The 18123-nt window shown below is 62.5% G+C and carries 19 protein-coding genes and 1 tRNA gene; 9 read left to right on the forward strand and 11 right to left on the reverse strand.

Annotated elements, in window-relative coordinates:
• Window positions 1–189 precede the first annotated feature (189 nt).
• A complete protein-coding gene (locus CHB87_RS00925; RefSeq protein ID WP_342743529.1) occupies window positions 190–3405 on the reverse strand; it encodes a carboxypeptidase-like regulatory domain-containing protein in 3216 nt (1071 codons plus the stop codon).
• 435 nt (window positions 3406–3840) lie between these two features.
• Window positions 3841–4356 (reverse strand): hypothetical protein, encoded by a 516-nt coding sequence (locus CHB87_RS21725; protein WP_142988144.1) that lies wholly within the window; start codon window positions 4354–4356, stop codon window positions 3841–3843.
• Between the two features lie 597 nt (window positions 4357–4953).
• On the opposite strand from CHB87_RS21725, the gene cysD reads away from it, so the two are divergent.
• From cysD to CHB87_RS00945, 4 genes are read left to right on the forward strand one after another with little or no spacing between them, the layout of a single operon-like run.
• Complete coding sequence (cysD, locus tag CHB87_RS00930) at window positions 4954–5901, forward strand: sulfate adenylyltransferase subunit CysD (RefSeq protein WP_089406514.1); 948 nt, start codon at window positions 4954–4956, stop codon at window positions 5899–5901.
• Between the two features lie 25 nt (window positions 5902–5926).
• The gene (cysN, locus tag CHB87_RS00935; protein WP_245817744.1) at window positions 5927–7588 is read left to right on the forward strand and encodes a sulfate adenylyltransferase subunit CysN; all 1662 of its coding nucleotides are present in this window, start codon (window positions 5927–5929) and stop codon (window positions 7586–7588) included.
• Window positions 7585–8310, forward strand: coding sequence for a phosphoadenylyl-sulfate reductase (locus tag CHB87_RS00940; protein ID WP_089406516.1), 726 nt, complete (start codon window positions 7585–7587; stop codon window positions 8308–8310). The genes cysN and CHB87_RS00940 overlap by 4 nt, the downstream gene beginning before the upstream one ends.
• Window positions 8311–8339: 29 nt before the next feature.
• Window positions 8340–9221, forward strand: coding sequence for a sulfite exporter TauE/SafE family protein (locus CHB87_RS00945; protein WP_089406517.1), 882 nt, complete (start codon window positions 8340–8342; stop codon window positions 9219–9221).
• A gap of 97 nt (window positions 9222–9318) precedes the next feature.
• Here CHB87_RS00945 and hscB read toward each other — a convergent pair whose 3' ends face one another.
• On the reverse strand, window positions 9319–9945 hold the full coding sequence (hscB, locus tag CHB87_RS00950; RefSeq protein WP_089406518.1) for a Fe-S protein assembly co-chaperone HscB: 627 nt from the start codon (window positions 9943–9945) through the stop codon (window positions 9319–9321).
• Between the two features lie 106 nt (window positions 9946–10051).
• Here hscB and CHB87_RS00955 point away from each other — a divergent pair, with 106 nt between their 5' ends.
• Window positions 10052–10762, forward strand: a complete 711-nt coding sequence (locus CHB87_RS00955) for a DUF6624 domain-containing protein (protein ID WP_089406519.1) — start codon at window positions 10052–10054, stop codon at window positions 10760–10762.
• A gap of 89 nt (window positions 10763–10851) precedes the next feature.
• On the opposite strand, the gene CHB87_RS00960 is transcribed toward CHB87_RS00955, so the two are convergent.
• From CHB87_RS00960 to CHB87_RS00985, 6 genes are all read right to left on the reverse strand, one after another.
• Complete coding sequence (locus tag CHB87_RS00960) at window positions 10852–11343, reverse strand: HesB/IscA family protein (RefSeq protein WP_089406520.1); 492 nt, start codon at window positions 11341–11343, stop codon at window positions 10852–10854.
• Window positions 11344–11350: 7 nt separating this feature from the next.
• Window positions 11351–11575, reverse strand: coding sequence for a hypothetical protein (locus tag CHB87_RS00965; RefSeq protein ID WP_142988145.1), 225 nt, complete (start codon window positions 11573–11575; stop codon window positions 11351–11353).
• A 151-nt stretch (window positions 11576–11726) separates the two neighbouring features.
• Window positions 11727–12146, reverse strand: coding sequence for a Fe-S cluster assembly scaffold IscU (iscU, locus tag CHB87_RS00970; RefSeq protein ID WP_089406522.1), 420 nt, complete (start codon window positions 12144–12146; stop codon window positions 11727–11729).
• A 69-nt stretch (window positions 12147–12215) separates the two neighbouring features.
• The gene (locus CHB87_RS00975) at window positions 12216–13493 is read right to left on the reverse strand and encodes an IscS subfamily cysteine desulfurase (RefSeq protein ID WP_089406523.1); all 1278 of its coding nucleotides are present in this window, start codon (window positions 13491–13493) and stop codon (window positions 12216–12218) included.
• Window positions 13494–13538: 45 nt separating this feature from the next.
• Window positions 13539–14015, reverse strand: coding sequence for an RrF2 family transcriptional regulator (locus tag CHB87_RS00980; RefSeq protein ID WP_089406524.1), 477 nt, complete (start codon window positions 14013–14015; stop codon window positions 13539–13541).
• Between the two features lie 99 nt (window positions 14016–14114).
• Window positions 14115–14651: a CDP-alcohol phosphatidyltransferase family protein gene (locus tag CHB87_RS00985; RefSeq protein WP_245817745.1), complete on the reverse strand. Its 537-nt coding sequence runs from the start codon at window positions 14649–14651 to the stop codon at window positions 14115–14117.
• A 160-nt stretch (window positions 14652–14811) separates the two neighbouring features.
• Here CHB87_RS00985 and CHB87_RS00990 point away from each other — a divergent pair.
• Window positions 14812–14888: transfer RNA gene (locus CHB87_RS00990), tRNA-Val, on the forward strand.
• Window positions 14889–15017: 129 nt separating this feature from the next.
• On the forward strand, window positions 15018–15206 hold the full coding sequence (gene rpmB / locus CHB87_RS00995; protein ID WP_089406525.1) for a 50S ribosomal protein L28: 189 nt from the start codon (window positions 15018–15020) through the stop codon (window positions 15204–15206).
• 223 nt (window positions 15207–15429) lie between these two features.
• On the opposite strand, the gene CHB87_RS01000 is transcribed toward rpmB, so the two are convergent.
• Window positions 15430–15834 (reverse strand): RidA family protein, encoded by a 405-nt coding sequence (locus tag CHB87_RS01000; RefSeq protein ID WP_089406526.1) that lies wholly within the window; start codon window positions 15832–15834, stop codon window positions 15430–15432.
• A gap of 151 nt (window positions 15835–15985) precedes the next feature.
• On the opposite strand from CHB87_RS01000, the gene CHB87_RS01005 reads away from it, so the two are divergent.
• Window positions 15986–16438 (forward strand): YidB family protein, encoded by a 453-nt coding sequence (locus tag CHB87_RS01005; RefSeq protein WP_245817746.1) that lies wholly within the window; start codon window positions 15986–15988, stop codon window positions 16436–16438.
• Between the two features lie 36 nt (window positions 16439–16474).
• Complete coding sequence (locus CHB87_RS01010) at window positions 16475–16867, forward strand: LysM peptidoglycan-binding domain-containing protein (RefSeq protein WP_089406527.1); 393 nt, start codon at window positions 16475–16477, stop codon at window positions 16865–16867.
• A 242-nt stretch (window positions 16868–17109) separates the two neighbouring features.
• On the opposite strand, the gene CHB87_RS01015 is transcribed toward CHB87_RS01010, so the two are convergent.
• Complete coding sequence (locus tag CHB87_RS01015) at window positions 17110–18123, reverse strand: VWA domain-containing protein (protein ID WP_089406528.1); 1014 nt, start codon at window positions 18121–18123, stop codon at window positions 17110–17112.

Genomic DNA, 18123 nt, shown 5'->3' on the forward strand with positions numbered 1-18123 from the left:
GCAGTCTGAGAGCAGTAACCGATCCGCTCCATAGCCACGAGACTGGCCGGGGTCTGAAAGCTCTCGCCCATACTCTCTGTCATCCTGAGCGGAGCGGAGGATGACAACTCCAAAGGTTGATCGGACGACAGAGACGAGAACGGGCGCTGCCCCGAAGGTTCGCGCCCGTTCTCTCTGGGGAGTGGCTGTTTAGAAGACGAGCTTCGCGCCCAACTGGATTTGCCGCGATGTATTTGCCGACGAGGTAATGACGCCGGGTGAGCCAAGGACGTTGTTGGTCGCGGTGTAAACGACCTCACTGGGCAACGCCAGGTTGGTATGGTTGAGCACGTTGAAGAACTCCGCGCGGAACTGGAGGCGAGCCCTCTCCGCAATGCGCGTGCTCTTCAGCAGCGACAGGTCGAGGTTGCCGAAGTTCGGCCCAGTCAAGGTGTCGCGGCCGAGGTTGCCGACCGCTCCGCTGACGGGTGTGGTGTATGCGTTGGGGTTGAAGTACTGCGCCGCCCGGGTTGCCGTCGAACCCCTGGTGTAGAGCGAGCCGGTAAAGTTCGGAACGAGGTTTGGCCGGACCGGGTTGCGCGAGTCGCCCGAGTTGGTGGGGTTATAGCCGAGCTGCGGCGAGAACGGGAAACCGGTCTGCAGGTTCGCGATGCTCGACAGCGACCAGCCCGAGATGACGCGGCTGGTGAAGCCGTTCGTCTTGCCCAGGAAGTACTTGCCCTCGCCGATGGGCAGCTCATACGTCGCATTGAAGGCCGCGAGGTGGCGGATATCGGTTGCGGCCGGGCCGTAGTCCAGGTGAGGACGCTGCGGCACCGACACGAACGCCGGGGTATTGGCCGAGACCGAGGTATTCCAGGCCGAGCCGTCGTCCAGGTTCTTCGACCAGGTGTAGTTCGCGCGGAACTGCAGGCCGTGCGTCAGGTCGTGGCGCAGGTCGATCTGCAGCGCGTTGTAGTTGCCTGTGCCCCCCGACCACCAGGAGGTGGTGTTGGCGACGGCTGGATTCGCCTTCACCGCGGTGGGATAGTAGATCGTGCCGGCCGGCAGAGCGGTCGTGGTGGGGCAGGCCGGATTGGGGCAGGTGACGAAGGCCGGTTCGTTCAGGTCGCCCGAAAGGATCTGGTGCCGGCTTTGCGATCCGCTATAGCCGATCGTCAGCGAGGTAGCCCGCGCAATCTGCTGCTCGATCTTCAGCGAGTAGGAGACCAGCGACGGGGTGTACATATCGCTGGCCGCGGTCGAAGGCGACACCTGTCCCGTGCCCGTGGTCGGCGTGGCGACCGTCGTGCCGCTGTAGGCGTACGTGGTGTTGAACGGCGCGGCCTGGTCGAGCCGGTAGTCCAGCGCGTCCAGCAGCGAGTAGTGCAGGCCGACCCCGGCGCGCAGGCTGGTCTTGTTGTTGCCGAAGACGTTCCAGGCGAGACCGAGGCGAGGCTCCGGTAGGAACCATGCGCGATTCTGGCTCAGCGCATTCTCCTGCACGCTGGGCGTGGTGTTGATGACGCCGTTGGTGAAGGTGTAAACGCCGGCGCGGCCGTGCGCCTCGCTCCAGCCGGTCGAGGTCTCGGAGCGGAAGCCGGCGCGAATCTCCAGCCGCGGCGTGACATGGAAGGTATCTTCGAGGTACGCATCGGCATAGAGCGCGCGCCAGTTGAGCGGCGTCACCTGCGGGGTGTAGGTGAAGGTCTTGATCGTGCCCTGAAGGAAGGTCTGGAGCGAGGCGAACGAAGCCTGGCCGTACTGATTCTGCGCCAGGTTGTCGTTCGACTGCAGCCGCTGAATCCACACGCCGGCCTCGATCTGATGCTTCCCGACGGTCAGAAAGATGTGGTCGTCGAAGGTGAACAGGTTGCGGGTGATGGCGTTGTTCGAGCCCACGTTCGCGCCCGCGCCCGTGATGGCCGAGGCGCCGTTCGAGGCGGTCGAGCCGGAGATGACCACCGCGCCCGTCGGCTTGCCGGCGACAAAGGTCGGCGTGTTCGCCTGAATATTCGCCGGCACCGATCCGAGGAAGAGGAAGCTGCCGCGCGAGAAGCCGGCGCGCGCAATGTTCAGCAGCCGGGGCGAGAAGACGTGCGTCTCCTGAATGCTGCCCACCTGCTCGCGCAGCGCCTCGTTGACCAGCGAGTAGGGATTGGAGGAAGGCGTATTCGCGGTCGAATCGTCCACCGTGTAGACGCCGAAGAGCAGGTCGTTCGCGGTCAGGTTGGCGTCCGCGCGCACCGTGCCGAAGTCCTCGCGGATGTGCTGCGGCGCGGTGCCGATCCACTGGCCGATGCCGCTGGCCTTGCCGCCGATCAGCACCTCCGGCCCATTCTGCACCGGCCACAGGTTCAGCAACTGCGCCGAGACGGGATTGACGGTGATCGTGCCGGTCGGCAGGATGCCCTGACGTGCGTTGTTATCCGGCACCAGCGTCACCAGCGAGAGGCCGAGATTCTGGCGGTAGCCCTCGTAGTTGCTGAAAAGAAAGAGCTTGTCCTTGCGGATGGGACCGCCGAGCGCAACGCCGTAGTTGTTGCGCTGGAACTCGGGAATGCGTGCGCCGTCGAAGTAGTTGCGCGCGTCGAAGAAGCTGTTGCGGGCAAACTCGTACACGTCGCCATGCAGTGTGTTCGTGCCGGAGTTGGTGACGATGGAGATCTGCGCGCCGTCGCGCTTGCCGTAGGTCGCGCCGTAGGTGTCGGAGACGACGTTGAACTCGCGGACCGCGTCCACGCCGAGAAGCTGGCCGCTCGTGCCGCCGGGGGTGACGTTGATGAGCGACGCGCCCGTGTACTCGATGCCGTTGAGCAGGAAGATGTTGTCCTGCGGGCGGCGGCCGGAGATGGCGAACATGCTGCCGACCGACGAGTTCGACGTGCCGACGCCGCCCGAACGCTGCGCCGTGTAATTGACCGCGCCGGGATTCAGCGTGATGAGCTGGTCGTAGCTGCGGCCGTTCAGCGGCAGCTCCTTGACCTGGCGCTCGTCGACGAGGCCCTGGGTCTGCTGGGTGGAGACATTGATCGTCTCCACGCCTGCGTCGACCGAGACCTGTTCGGTGGCAGAGGTGACGGCGAGCGAGAGGTCCACCTCGTTGCTCTGGCCGACGGTCAGGACGATGCCGCTGCGATGCCGGGAGGCGAAGCCGTCGGCAGTGACGGTGATCTCATACTGGCCGACGGTCAACGACGGCGCGGAGTAGCGGCCGTCCGACCCGGTGACGAGATGACGCTCGGTGCCGGTCTCGGAGTTGTGCACCAGCACCTGCGCGCCGCGGATGACGGAGCCGGAGCTGTCAGTGACGAGGCCGCCGATGGAGCCGCCGACCACCTGCGCGTGCAGCGCGATGGGTGCGGCCGTACTCAATGCGGCAAAGGCGAATGCGGCGCGGCCAAGGGAACGAAAGGGTGAAGGCAAGATAGGTCTCCTGGAGGTTTTTTCTGCGGTGCGACGTACGCGATCGTGCGCGGACGTTCATTCTGGGTGGGTCAAGATAAGGCGAACGAGAGACTCAGACGGCGACAGGGCGCGGACAACGACAACAACAGCGCGTCGTCCGGCCAGGGCACATCGAGTTGGAGAAGAAGCAGTTCATATCGCTCGTTCGTCTTGAGGAAACAAAGAAAAACCCACGCATCGCTCAGGGCGGGTGCGTGGGTTCTGGGATTCTCTGAGATTGGTCTTGCTTCGATCGGCTACCTGTTCCAGAACAGGCTCGAAGACTTCAGAAGATTCACACCCGCGCAGCCACTGGCATGCAGCAACACATGCGACAGCAGCGACAGGCGATCTGGGTGAAGGTCTTCATCTCTTTACAGAACCGTAACGGGAATCGACCTTTACGTCAAGCACCTACCATTCATTTTCAGGGCTATTCGATTCGAATGAATCGTCGTCATCGTCGTCAGTGATGCCATAATCTGACGGTGAATTGAAACCGGGTGGCCGCGGGATGTAAATAGGGGGCGGTGGAGGAGGGAGTTGAACAGGTGCAGCCAGCATCCATCCATCGCCGATTTTAACAACCACTTCTCCTCTGAGCTGGCTGAGTGTTGCAGAAACAGTGGCAGCGGGATCAGAACTATTTGAAGTCCATCCCTCTGCCTTGAGAGCGTCGTGAATTTCGCGATAGGTCATAGGCACTTCTTGACCTTGGAGAAGTAGGGGAATAGCTTTCGTTGCTCCCATCCCAGCGAACCTTCCACGCGGCATTATCGTAACCGGTGTTTGCGGATCGGGACTTCCGTTTTGCTTTTGCCATAAAAGCAGCAACGCCGGCTTAGCAGCTTGAATTGCAGCTAGCGAAGTTTTCAACCGCCCCTCTTCAGCCTCAAGCTCGGCAATCACTTCCGCATAATCTACTGGCATGTTGACACCTCATCTGTTAAGCTTGAGGCGAGAGCGTACGCCAATACGCTCTCGCCTCGGGCTGTTATTGAGCCCCGTTAGCTATTTTGTCCCTCGCTAGCTTGCTCGTCACAAGACCCCTCATGGGAAGGTTTCCCAAACACCAGCAGCCCAATTTTGAATTCATAGCTCGTTATCGGGCTGCTGTTTCAATTGTATCAATGAAATTGATAAATCGATATAATTTCGCCCATCTGTGGAAAATATATTTATAAGGGCTTGCTGCTGCCAATGGGATTGGCGGCCATGTTTGAACTATAAACAGTGAGCGGGTACTTCACGAGATATATCTCGACCTTCACTGAAATTGACAAATCGCCTCAAGTCGTCCACGCTTAAAGGAATGATCTTCCGCTCCACGCCCGCTGGCTGTCGCATGCACTGCAACCTCTGTTGCTGTATGGCATGTCCCTGTGGGTGCGAGTGTTGTTGCCAGCGTAGCTGAAGCCAAGCAAGCGGCAACCTGAAACCAAGCACCCACTCTCCACATCTGGAAGAGTGGGATTTTTATTGCGATTCACCCAACTCTTCCGGCTGGGCCAAGGTAAACGACAAGACATGGCATCCCCCACCACACTCGAACTCGACCGGATCGCGGCGCCGACGGCAGCGCGTCTGAGCCACCTGAAGCTGCTTGAGGCCGAGAGCATCCACATCTTCCGCGAGGTCGCCAGCGAGTTCCAGAAGCCGGTCATGCTCTACTCCATCGGCAAGGACTCCTCCGTCATGCTGCGGCTGGCCCAGAAGGCCTTCTACCCCGGCAAGATTCCCTTTCCGCTGCTGCATGTCGATACCGGCTACAAGTTCCGCGAGATGATCCAGTTCCGCGACACCATCGCGAAGGACCTGGGCCTCGACCTGCGCGTCTGGCGCAACGAACCCGCCATCGCCGCCGGAGCCAACCCGGTCGAGCTGGGCACGCAGCGCTGCTGCGGTCTGCTGAAGACACAGGCGCTGCTCGACGGCCTGCGCGAGCACGGATTCGACGCAGCCTTCGGCGGCGCGCGTCGCGACGAAGAGAAGTCCCGCGCAAAGGAGCGCATCTTCAGCTTCCGCGACAAGGCCGGCCAGTGGGACCCGAAGAACCAGCGGCCCGAGATCTGGAACCTCTACAACGCGCGCATCTCGCCCGGCGAGAGCATCCGCGTCTTCCCGCTTTCGAACTGGACCGAACTCGACATCTGGCACTACATCCTGCTCGAGGACATCCCGATCTCGGACCTCTACTTCGCCAAGGAACGCGAGATGATCGTGCGCGGCGACTCGCTGATTCCGACCGAGCAGAGCTTCGTAAAGAGCCTGCCGGGCGAGGCCCAGATGGTCAAATCCCGCCTGCGTTCGCTGGGCTGCAGCCCCTGCACGGGCGCGATCCGGTCCGACGCCGACACCATTCCGAAGATCATCGCCGAGCTGGTCACCTTCCGGTCGAGCGAGCGCGCCAACCGCGTCATCGACCATGACACCGACGGCTCCATGGAGATCAAGAAGCGCGAGGGTTATTTCTAAAATGTCACTTCTTGGTTTGGATACTGTGGAAGAAAAAGACTTTGCCATCGAGGAGTTTCTCGCCTCCGAGGAGACCAAGGACCTGCTGCGCTTTTCGACGGCAGGCTCGGTCGACGACGGCAAGTCGACCCTGATCGGCCGCCTGCTGTACGACTCGCGCAACGTGTACGAGGATCAGGTTCGCGCCGTCACCGGCACCGTCGCCGGCGCGAAGAAGCCCACCATCGACTTTGCCCTGCTGACCGACGGCCTGCGCGCCGAACGCGAGCAGGGCATCACCATCGACGTGGCCTACCGCTACTTCTCGACGCAGCGCCGCAAGTTCATCATCGCGGACACCCCGGGCCATGAGCAGTACACGCGCAACATGGCGACCGGCGCCTCGACCGCCGACCTGGCGATCATCCTGATCGACGCCCGCAAGGGCATCCTGACCCAGAGCCGCCGCCACGCGTACATCGCCTCCCTGCTGGGCATCCGGCACCTCGTCGCGGCCATCAACAAGATGGACCTGGTCGACTTCTCGGAAGAGGTCTACCGCCAGATCGAGAAGGACTTCAGCGCTCTGGTGAAGCAGTTCGGCAACGCCAGCCTGGTGACGATCCCGGTCAGCGCGCTCGACGGCGACAACGTCGTCGAACCCAGCACGCGAACCCCCTGGTACACCGGCCCGACGCTGTTGCAGCATCTGGAGGAGGTTCCGGTCTGGATCGACGAGACGACCAAGCCCTTCCGCCTGCCCGTGCAGCGCGTCATCCGCCCGGACATGAACTACCGCGGCTTCGCCGGCCAGATCTCCGCCGGAACCGTCCGCAGGGGCGACACGATCCTGGCGCTGCCTTCGGGCCGCACCAGCCGCATCGCGTCCATCACCACCTTCGATGGCGATCTGGAATCGGCCAGCGCGCCGCTTTCCATCGCGGTCACGCTTGAGGACGAGCTCGACATCAGCCGTGGCGACATCATCACCACGCCTCTTCACCGCCCTCAGCACGCCACCGCTCTCGAGGCGAGTTTAGTCTGGTTCGACGGTCAGCGGCTGGAGACCCACAAGCCCTACCTGCTGAAGCACGGCGCGCAGACCGTCTCCGCCCGCGTCACCCGCGTGCTGCACAGGACCAACATCCACACCATCGTGGACGAGGCGGTCAACTCGCTTGGAATGAACGATATCGGCGCGGCCGAGCTGGAGCTGGTCCGTCCGCTCTACTTCGATCCCTATGCCGAGAATCGCGCGAGCGGCAGCTTCATCCTGATCGACCCGCACACCAACGCGACGCTCGCCGCGGGCATGATCCGCCGTGGACTCTCCGGCGCGGACGCCGCTCCGATCCATCGTCCGGCGTTGATCTTCCTGTCCCAGGACGCTTTCGTCAACGAGGTCGAGCACGCGCTACTGGCCGAGGGAGTCGCCGTCGTTCGCACGCGTGTGCAATCGGAGAAGACCTGGGCCTCGCTGCTTCATCTCGGCCTCGTCGTGCTGGTCGAAGGCATCGCGACCGAACGCGCCAAAAAGTCGCTGGGAACTGGCGAGTTCGTGGTGGTGGATGCCACAAGCGAGAAGCAGATTCCCTTCGGGAATGACAACCAGAAAGACGACAAGCAAGAGGGCGACAGCCCCAGCGGGATTCTGGACGAGCTGCGGGCGAGAGGCGTGCTGACCGCGCGCGCGGGAGGCAAGGCATGATCGACGCACTGCACGTCACACCCCTGGATGCGCCCCAGCCCATAGCCCAGACGACCGCCGAAAAGGCCGCCGAGGCGCGCGAGTTGATCGCACGCGAGCTCGCCGCCTTCCCGCCGAGCGAGATCGTCGTCACCAACAGCTTCCAGGCCGAGGACATGATCGTCCTCGACATCGTCCGCGAGACCCTGCCCGGCGTGCCGGTCGTCTTCCTCGACACCGGCTACCACTTCGCCGAGGTCTATCAATATAGGGACGAGATGGCGAAGCTGTGGGGGATGAATCTCATCAGCCTGCAGCCGGAGATCACGGTCGCCGAGCAGGAGTCGCAGTTCGGCATCCTGAACCAGACCGATCCCAGCAAGTGCTGCGGCATCCGCAAGGTCAAGCCGCTCTTCCGCTCGCTCGAAGGCTACCGGCTCTGGTTCACCGGGCTGCGCCGCGAGCAGGCAAAGAGCCGCGCCGCGCTGCAGGTTGCCGAGGACTTCACCCTCCCCTCTAAACGCACCATCCGCAAGATCAGCCCGCTGACCGAGTGGACCTCCAAAGACGTCTGGACCTACGCCGCCGAGCGCAATATTCCGCTGCTGAAGCTCTACGACCTGGGCTATTCGAGCATCGGCTGCGAGCCGTGTACAAGCCTGCCGCTGGACCCCAACGATCCGCGTTCCGGACGCTGGGGCGGACAGAAGCAGGAGTGCGGCATTCACCTGCAGGCCTCGTAACCGCAACGGCACCCGGAAGGCTTCCCCCCATGCATGATGCACTTGGCTACGTTATTGGATTCCTGATCGCCATCGTCATCGCCCTGACGGGCGTAGGCGCGGGCGTCATCACCGCACCGCTGCTGATCCTGTTCCTGCATGTGCCGATCGAGATCGCGGTCTCGACGGCGCTTGCCTACTCGGCCATCGTGAAGCTGATCGTCGTGCCGGCGCAGGTTGTGCGCAAGCAGGTCAACTACAAGGTGCTGGGATGGATGCTGCTGGGCGGTCTTCCGGGCGTCATCCTGGGTTCGATCTTCTTCAAACGGATCGCCGCTACCGGGCCGAAGGCTGCGCTTTCGTTTGCGCTGGGCGCGATCATCATCTTCACCTCGGGCTGGCATCTCTTCCGGCACTTCCGCCCGGCGGGCATCAACCGGCCGAAGCGCGACCGCTCGAAGTGGGTCGGGCTGCTGATGTTCCCCATCGGCGCGGAGGTCGGCTTCTCGTCCTCGGGCGCCGGCGCGCTGGGCACGGTCGCGCTGATGAGCATGACGGACCTGACCGCCCCGCAGGTCGTCGGCACGGACCTGGCCTTCGGCCTCGCCATTGCGCTGGTCGGCACCGGCGTTCACATGATCAACGGCCACTATGCGGCCGACCTGCTGCTCCACATGGCGGTCGGCGGCGTAATCGGCGGTATCGTCGGCAGCGGCGCCGCGCCGAAGATCCCCAACCGCACGCTGCGCCTCGCGCTGTCGGTTTGGCTGATGGTCATCGGCGGACAGTTCTGCTGGCAGGCGGCAACGACTCCCGCCAAGCCAGCGCCGAGCAACGTGGCGCATCACGCCCCAGCAAGCCACGCCGCGACCACCATCACCCCGCTCCAGGCTCAGACTCAGGTGAAGGCACAGACCAGCGTTACGCGGTAAGGCGGACTGCCTCTATCCAGCACTCACCCTTAAGGATTGTCATCCTTCGCGCAGCGGAGGACCTGCTTCAGTCTTTTCCTGCCGGTAGAGGCGACGCCTACTCCAGCGCCGCGTTCACATCCCTGACCAGATTCCGCAGATAGCTCCGCTTGTTCAGCAGCACAACCATGGCGTCCTTCGCCTTACCCTTCGCGGAATCATCCGAAGCATCCACGCCTGCATCCCACTCCGCCCACAGTCCCTCCAGCTCGGCCTGCGTCTCGGCCATCTTGCCGTCGAAGCTGGCCTTCGCCGCCTCAAGATCGCGCCGCAGCATAGGATCGTCCTCGCCCATCTGCTTCGCCATCTTCATCTCGGCAAGCTGCATGTTCAGCTCGAAGACCTCCTCCAGCAGCTCCGGCGGCACGATCTGCTTCTTCTGCGTGCCGGATGCGCGCGCCGCCTCGGTCGCGGCCTTCGACTGCTCCTCCAACTCGACGCCCTCAAGAGTCAGGAGATACTGCGTGCGCAGGATCGGATCCTTGAGCGTCCGGTAAGCGTCGTTCAGCTCCGACGCCTGCGCCAGCGCGGCCTCCTGCTCCTCCGCCGGGCGCGAGGCGAAGCGGTCCGGATGCAGCCGCCTCGACTGCGCGTAGAAGGCCTTCTCCAACGGAGCAAGGTCGATGCGGAGATGGCGCGGAAGCGAGAAGACGGCGAAGTAGTCGGCTTGGGGAACGTAGCTCATGGAGCTTCAGATTACCCCAGCCCAGCCCGCGATGCATGGTTACCAGATATGCACCGGCTTTACGATCCAGCGTTGCGCCGCCTGGGAAGGGTGCTAGCCTGACGCCATGCGTCTCGTTCATGGGCTCCTTCTCGCACTCGTCTTCGCCACTCCGGTCATCGCCCAGGCACAACAGCCGGCGGAGGCTGCGCCGTGGCAGGCGGAGATCGAACATCGCCGCCAGTCGCTCATCGAACGCAACGGTCCCGGAACCGACGCGCCGCTGCGCGATCAACTGCTCTCCATGCAGGCTTCGGACCAGGAGGCGCGCGGACTGAAGGTCGACCCCAACGCCCCGAAAGGCCCTGTCCGGGTCGCAGCCAACCTCGCCGAGATCGATAAGTTTCTGAGCGATCAACTGAAAGGTATCGTCGAAAAGCGCGGATGGCCGACGATCGCGCTGGTCGGCATCGACGGCTCGAACGCCGCCATGCTGCTGCTGACGCACACGCCCGACCGCGAGTGGCAGCGCTCGCTGCTGCCGAAGCTGGCGGACCTCGCCGATGCCGGCAAGATCGACGGCTCCTCGCTCGCTCTGGTGATCGACAAAGACCTGATCGCCACCGGCCACCTGCAGCGCTACGGATCGCAGTTCAAGCTGGTGGATGGCGCGATGGCGATGTACGCCGTCGAAGATCCCGCGGGACTCGACCGCCGCCGCGCCGAGGTGATGCTGCCGCCTATCGACGTCTACGAGCACCGCCTGATGGCGATGTATCACCTGAAGGTCTCGAAGCAGATCGTGATGGCGCGGGCGGAGACGGCGAAAAGGCCCTAAAGACAATGCCTAACACCGATCTGCACCGAAGCCACCGATCAGATCGGAGGCTTCGGTGCAGATTGGTGTTAGGCATTGTCTTATGTGACTTACGCCGAAAAGCTGGACCCGCACCCACAGCTCTTGGTCGAGTTCGGGTTGATGAAGTTGAAGCCCTGACGCATCAGCGTCTCTTCGAAGTCCAGCACCATGCCCGCGAGATAGAGATAGCTCTTCGGATCGACGAAGATGCGAACTGCCTGCGCGCCGGATGGGTCGTTCGGTGTCTCGATTCCCTCGCCGAAGAGAAAGGTGCGATCGCGCTCGCGTGGCTGGGTATCGAAGCGGATGTTGTAGGACAGGCCCGAGCAGCCGCCGCCGGTGATCCCGACGCGCAGCCCGCCCTCGGACGGCGAGACGCCCTCCTTCGCCATCGCCACGCGGATGCGCTTGAGCGCGTTCTTCGTGATTTCGATGGCGGCCTTGGCGCGCGGTTGCTGGCCTTCGGCGGTGAGCAGCGTCATGCCCGCCAGCGGGTCTTTCGGTGCGGGCGGCGCGGACATTGACTGCGAGGTGCTGGTTGAGATGGAAACGGTGGACATAAAAGGCCTACTTCGGTTCGATGGGTTCGGAGGAAACCTGCGCTGGCGATTGCGGCAGGGTCGGCGGTCTTCGCGGCGACTTTCGGGCGAAGTATGCGCTCATCGCCAAGGTGAGCAGGACAGCGACCGCAGCGATATCCTGCGCCGAGAGGTCCAGACTGGCATAGCGCACCGACCCGTAGAACGACATCAGCAAGGCTATGGGGAAGATGACGATGGATTCCTTCGCCATCCTCTGGAGAAAGCTTCCTTTGTCGAGCCACCCAGGTTCATGGTTCATCGCAGCTCTCAAAATCGGGCGTTGAGATGGCTCTGAAAGGTGCTGACGGACGGCATGGGATCAAGTGCATACAGATCGACCGCACGCCGCCCGCAGGGATACTTTAGTGAGCGACGGCGACAGCGCCTTCGGTCTCGGCGACATGATTCTTCTTCTTCCAGTCGCCGATGGCCGCGCGGATCGCGTCTTCCGCGAGCACCGAGCAGTGAATCTTGACCGGGGGAAGCGCGAGCTCCTTGACGATGTCCGTGTTCGAGATCGCGAGCGCCTCGGCGATGGTCTTGCCCTTCACCCACTCGGTCGCGAGCGACGAGCTGGCGATGGCCGAGCCGCAGCCGAAGGTCTTGAACTTGGCGTCCTCGATGACCTGGGTCTCGGGGTTGACGCGGATCTGGAGACGCATCACGTCGCCGCACTCCGGCGCGCCGACAAGTCCGGTGCCGACCTCGTCCAGGGTCTTGTCCATCTGTCCGACGTTGCGGGGATTGCTGTAGTGATCGACTACCTTATCGCTGTATGCCATGTCGTTTCTCCTGACGCTGATGTTTTAGATGATACGGCGGCGAAATGGTCGCCGCTTGAAATTTAAGGCTTAGTGCGCGGCCCACTCGATCTTGCTCAGGTCAATGCCTTCCTTGACCATCTCGTACAGCGGGCTCATCTCGCGCAGGTGCTTGACCACGTGGATGATCTTGTCCGAAACATAGTCGACCTCGGCCTTGTTGTTGAAGCGGCCCAGACCGAAACGGATGGAGCTGTGCGCCACATCATCGCCAAGTCCAAGAGCCTTCAGCACATAGCTGGGTTCAAGCGTAGCCGAGGTGCATGCCGAACCCGAGCTGACGGCCACGTCGTTGATGCCCATCAGCAGGCTCTCGCCTTCGACGTAGACGAAGCTCATGTTCAGGTTGCCGGGCAGATGGTGCTCCATGTTACCGTTCACGTGGACGTAGTCCAGCGCGTTCTCGAACTTCGCCTTCAGGTAGTCGCGGAGCTCGGTCTGGCGCTTGGCCTCGGCCTCCATCTCCGCGCCGGCGATCTCGCACGCCGCGCCCAGGCCGACGATGCCCGGAACGTTCAGCGTGCCCGAACGCATGCCGCGCTCGTGGCCTCCGCCGTTGATCTGCTCCGTGATCTGCACGCGCGGGTTACGGCGGCGAACATACAACGCGCCCACGCCCTTGGGTCCGTAGATCTTGTGCGCGGTCAGCGAGAGGACGTCGATATTCATCTTCTGCACATCGACCGGAATCTTGCCCACAGCCTGCACGCCGTCGGTGTGGAAGATGACGCCGCGCTCGTGGCAGAGCTTGCCGATCTCCTCGACCGGCTGGATGACGCCGATCTCGTTGTTGGCAAACATGATCGAGACCAGGATCGTGTCGGGCGTCATCGCCGCCTTCAGATCGTCCATCGAGATCAGACCGTCAGCCTGTACCTCGAGGTACGTGACGCGGTAGCCCATCTTTTCGAGCTTCTTGCAGGTGTCGAGCACAGCCTTGTGCTCGGTCGTCTGCGTGATGATGTGGTTGCCCTTCTCGCGGTACATCTCGGCGATGCCCTTGATGGCGAGGTTGTTCGATTCGGTCGCGCCGGAGGTGAAGATGATCTCCTTCGCGGATGCGCCGATCAGCTTCGCAACCTGCTCGCGCGCCTTATCGACGGCCTGCTCGGCCTCCCAGCCAAACTGGTGATTGCGGCTGGCGGCGTTGCCGAAGATCTTGCCGAAGTACGGCAGCATCGCTTCGAGCACGCGCGGGTCCATGGGGGTCGTCGCATGGTTATCCATGTAGATGGGCAGCGTGACGCCCTCGGGAAGTGGCGTTGCGCTCTCGGAGATGACCAGGCCGTTCAATGCGATGTCGCTCATTCTATTGCTCCTATATCCTTTGAAACGAAAACTTTGAAACGAAAACTAAAGGGCGATCGAGATCAGTCCGCCGCCGACGGAGATATGTTCTTCCTGGTCGGCCGGTTCAATCAGATCGGCGATGCGAATCGCGCTCAACAGGTCTTTGATGCTGTCGTTGACCTTTCGAAGCGGTTCTTTAATGGTGCAGTGGCCCACAAGATCGCACGTGCCGTGAATCGTGATGCAACTGGTGATGAAGAGCGGACCGTCGATCGTCCGAATCACCTCAAACGCAGAGATCTCCGCCGCCGGCCGGGCCAGCGCATACCCTCCGTTGGTTCCGGCGTGCGAGACCAGAATGCCGCCCTTGGCGAGCGTCTGCAGAATCTTCGCCAGAAGCTGCGGCGGGATGTGGTACGCCTCGGCGATATCCTTGGCGCTCTGCGCGTTGTTGCCGGACGCAGTGGGACTCGCCGCCTTCTCAGCCAGGTACTTGAGGGCCATCAGGCCGTAGTCCGCTTTTTTGGTCAGACGAAGCATATCGGCTTTTGCAATTCCCTCAAGGACGGGCCGATGAATCGGACCTGTCCGGTCTTAGATAGTGTACGGCCCACGTTCTGCGGGCGCAACCGTTTTGACCTAGGCGGCGGGCGCGTTGACCCGGCGGATCACGATCCACGCATACTGCGCCGCCGAGAGCGGCGCCAGCACGGCGATCGCCTTCAAAAGCAGATCGGTCACCATCTTCAGCCCGGGGATAGCGAAGGTTTGCCCCGCCATCAGGCAGACCAGCGCCACGATCTGGACGAAGGTGTTCGCCTTGCCGAAGAAGCTGGGACGAAAATCGCGCAGCGTGTGGGTCGCGAACAGCAGGGTCGCGATCAGCAGAATGCCGAAGTCGCGGCTGAAGACCAGCACCGTCACATAGCGCGGAATCAGCCCGGCATGGGTGAGCGCGATGAACAACGTGCTGAGCAGCAACTTATCCGCGATGGGGTCGAGGTAGAGTCCGAGCGTCGTCTGCTGCGAGAGCCAGCGCGCCAGCAAGCCATCCAGACCGTCCGATACGCCGGCGATCATCAATAGAATGAAGGCGACGGTGAAGTTCCCGTCCAGAATCTCGATGACCATAAACGGAATCATGAAGAGCCGAGCCATCGTCAGAAGGTTCGGCATGGACCCGAATTGGCGTAGAAGAGGCACGGCTCGCGGTGTGCCCATCGTATCGCATTCGCGCCCGTCTTTGCCGATGAGTTCCCAACTGGCGAAACTGCATCTATTTCTCTCCCCTGTTGCTTCAAAAGCCAGATTGCGGGTACACTAGAGAAACGCATGCAGGCGCGTAGCTCAGTTGGTTAGAGCGCTACCTTGACACGGTAGAGGTCAGCGGTTCGAATCCGCTCGTGCCTACCATTTCCAGCAGTTCCCCAGCAGTAAACTCCACAGAGTTTAGAACGGGTGAATCAGCGGTTCTGGATACTCTGCGTTCAAGATTACCGCCGGATGGATGTCCGGTCGGATTTACGAGATTGGAGCACCACCATGGCAGCCAAATGTGAATATTGCGGCAAGGGCCCGCAGTTCGGTAACAACGTCTCTCACGCCAACAACAAGACCCGCCGCCGCTGGAATGTGAACCTGCAGTCGGTTCGCGCCCGCATCGCCGGCGCCAGCAAGCGCGTCCGCGTCTGCACCAGCTGCATCAAGACCGGCGTCGTCGTCAAAGGCTAGTCAAATCAAGATTTAGGACTCCGATTCAAGGGTCCAGCAAGACAAGAACGCCCTGGCCGCTTCGGCAGCCGGGGTTTTTCGTGCTTTTCTCCGGCCACTTCTGTCTATCATCCTGAGCGGAGCGCAGCGGAGTCGAAGGACCTGCTGTTTGCCCGGAGCGCCAACGCCGCTTCAGGCAAACAGCAGGTCCTTCGCTTCGCTCGGGACAGGCATTTTGCAAGGGCTACTCTTCCGGCGATTCCTTGGCGATCACCTCAATCTCCACCAGCGCATCCTTGGGCAGCGCGGCGACCTGCACGGTCGAGCGCGCGGGCGGCACGACGCCTTCGGGCGCCAGGTACTTCGCGTAGATCTCGTTCATGGCGGCGAAGTCCTTCATATCCTTGAGGAAGACGGTCGTCTTGACCACGTGCACCATGTCGATGCCGGCCTTGGCGAGCACGGCCTTCAGGTTTTCCAGCACGCGGACGGTCTGGGCCTCGATGCCGCCCGGAACGAGCTGGCCGGTGGCGGGATCGAGCGCGACCTGGCCGGAGGTGAAGAGCATATCGCCCACGCGCACGGCCTGCGAGTAGGGGCCGATGGCGGCGGGAGCGGCGGTGGTCGAAATTGCGGTCTTGGTCTGCATGGCTTCGATTGTCCAACGGCGCGGCCGGTTTCGCAAACTTCCGCGAAGCCGCTTTGTGAAGTTCCCCCGCGCGCCCATGCCGCACACGCCGGTTTTGCCCTACACTGGTCTGGCTCTTCCAGCGGATTCGCCAACTCAAACGAGGTACGATATGGGATTTTTCGACGCAATCGAATCGATCGCAACACAGCAGATTGAAGAGCGCATGGGCGGCCAGCCCGCCACGACGACAGACGGCGAACAGGTGACGCCGGCCGATCAGGCCAAAGTCGCGGGCGGCCTGATGCAGGCGCTTCAGGAGCATCCGGGCGGCATTGGCGGGCTGGTCGAGAGCTTCCAGCAGAACGGCCTTTCGGGCTGCGTGCAGGAGTGGGCGTCCGGCCAGAGCCAGACCGCCTCGCCCGAGCAGGTGCAGCAGGGTCTTGGCGGCACCGGCCTGATCGAGAGCGCGGCGGAGAAGGCGGGCGTCTCTCCGCAGATCGCGCAGGCGGCGATCGCCATGCTGCTGCCGATGATCATGAAGCACTTTGCAGCGGGCGGCGAGGCCGGCGTCCAGAGCCAGCTCGGCGGATTCGCCCAGCAGATGCTTGCGCGCTTCCTCTAATCTGCATCCAACTCTGTGCAGCACAAGGAGATAGGTATGGCAGATTTTGAGGCGTTGAACAACAAGTACATGCCGGTGATCGACAAGATCAAGCAGTTCGAGCCGTATGGCGCGAAGTTCGTCAGCTCGGAGCTGGACGGCGAACAGCTTCACCTCGTCGCACAGGTGCCGTCGCAGGTGGTCGCCAACCGCGTCTGGAACGAGATCAAGTCGGTCGACCCGGTCTACGCCGATCTGAAGCACGAGATTGCGACGACCGGCGGAGCGGAGCAGCCGTATACGATCAAGTCCGGCGATACGCTCTCGGCGGTGGCGAAGCTGTTCTACGGCAACGGCAACAAGTACCCGGAGATCGTGAAGGCCAACCACCTTCCCGACCCGAACAACGTGGCGGTGGGCAAGACCATCTCGCTACCCGTCCTGCCGTAGGTCTTTTTCGCGTAAAGAAAGGCCCGCATCGGATATCCGATGCGGGCCGGTTCTGTGTTTAGGGGCACGGCTTCAGCCGTGCCATAGAAGAGGTACGAAATGCGGCTTTAGCCGCTGAGGTACGGTTTCGATCATCTTGGCGATGAATATCCAGAGGTTCTTAAATGCGAAATCTGTATAGGTGGCACGGCTGAAGCCGTGTCCTTAACGAGACTCGATATCACTCCGGCACTTCTTCGGACCTACTTCCCCGCCACATCCGGCGCCGGCGCGTCGCCCGCGTAGTAACTCATCCGCGAGCGAATCTGCGCGTCGGGGTAGTCGGGAATCTTCAGCTCCAGATGGTGCATTCCCGGCGTATTCGACGCGGCTGGCTGGAAGCTCAGCAGGTAGTAGTTGTGGATGTGGTTCGACAACCGGTGCAGCCCGGCGTCGAAGCCGTTCTGCGTCGTGAAGTTCGTGTACTCGCCGCCCGAGAGCGACGCCAGGGTATGCGGCACGTTCTTCTTCAGCGCGTTCACCGCCATCACCAGCAGGCCCATCGGGCCGGAGCCGCCGCCGTAGTGCAGGTCGTTCAGAATCTCGGTCTTGCCGGGCGAGAACGCCACGGCGTCGAGCACCGTGTTCGATCGGCCGAGAGCGGCGATCACGTCCGCCGGCTTGGCCTTCGAGCCGTGGTCGCGCGTCTCGCCGATCAGCACGATGGCGTGCCGGTAGCGCTTGATGCGCGGGTCAAGGGCGATCTGCTCATCGCGCCGTTCGAGCAGTTTGTTCGCGAAGGCGACCGCGTCGAGATGCGCGGCGCCGCCGTCGTCCTCGCACGGCTGCAACTGGCCGATGGCGTCGGCCAGCTTCTGCGGACGCGAGGTGAAGTTTGTCAGCAGCTCCGGCTCGGAGCCGTAGGAGACCAGCGCGACCTCGTGCGGCGCGCCGCCCGTCAGGTCGTCGATCATCTCTCCCAGACCGCGCGTCTTCTGGGCCTCCATGATCGCGGCGCGGCTGCACTGCACCACCACCACGAGCGACAAGCCCTGCGCGTCGACATCCTCATCCACGCGAATCTTCTGCGCGACGCCGTTGTCGGTCAGGAGGAACTGCTCCGGCTTCAGCCCGTAGATGACCTCGCCCTTCTTCGTCTGAACCTGCGCCGGCACCAGCACAACGGAGGTCTGCGACCGCAGGGTGAACGGCGTGGCGTCGTCCTGCGCGTGAAGCGCACACGGAACGAGAAACAGCGCGAGCAGGAAGAGGCGCAT

This window comes from Granulicella rosea (assembly GCF_900188085.1).
Classification (GTDB): Bacteria; Acidobacteriota; Terriglobia; order Terriglobales; family Acidobacteriaceae; genus Edaphobacter; species Edaphobacter rosea.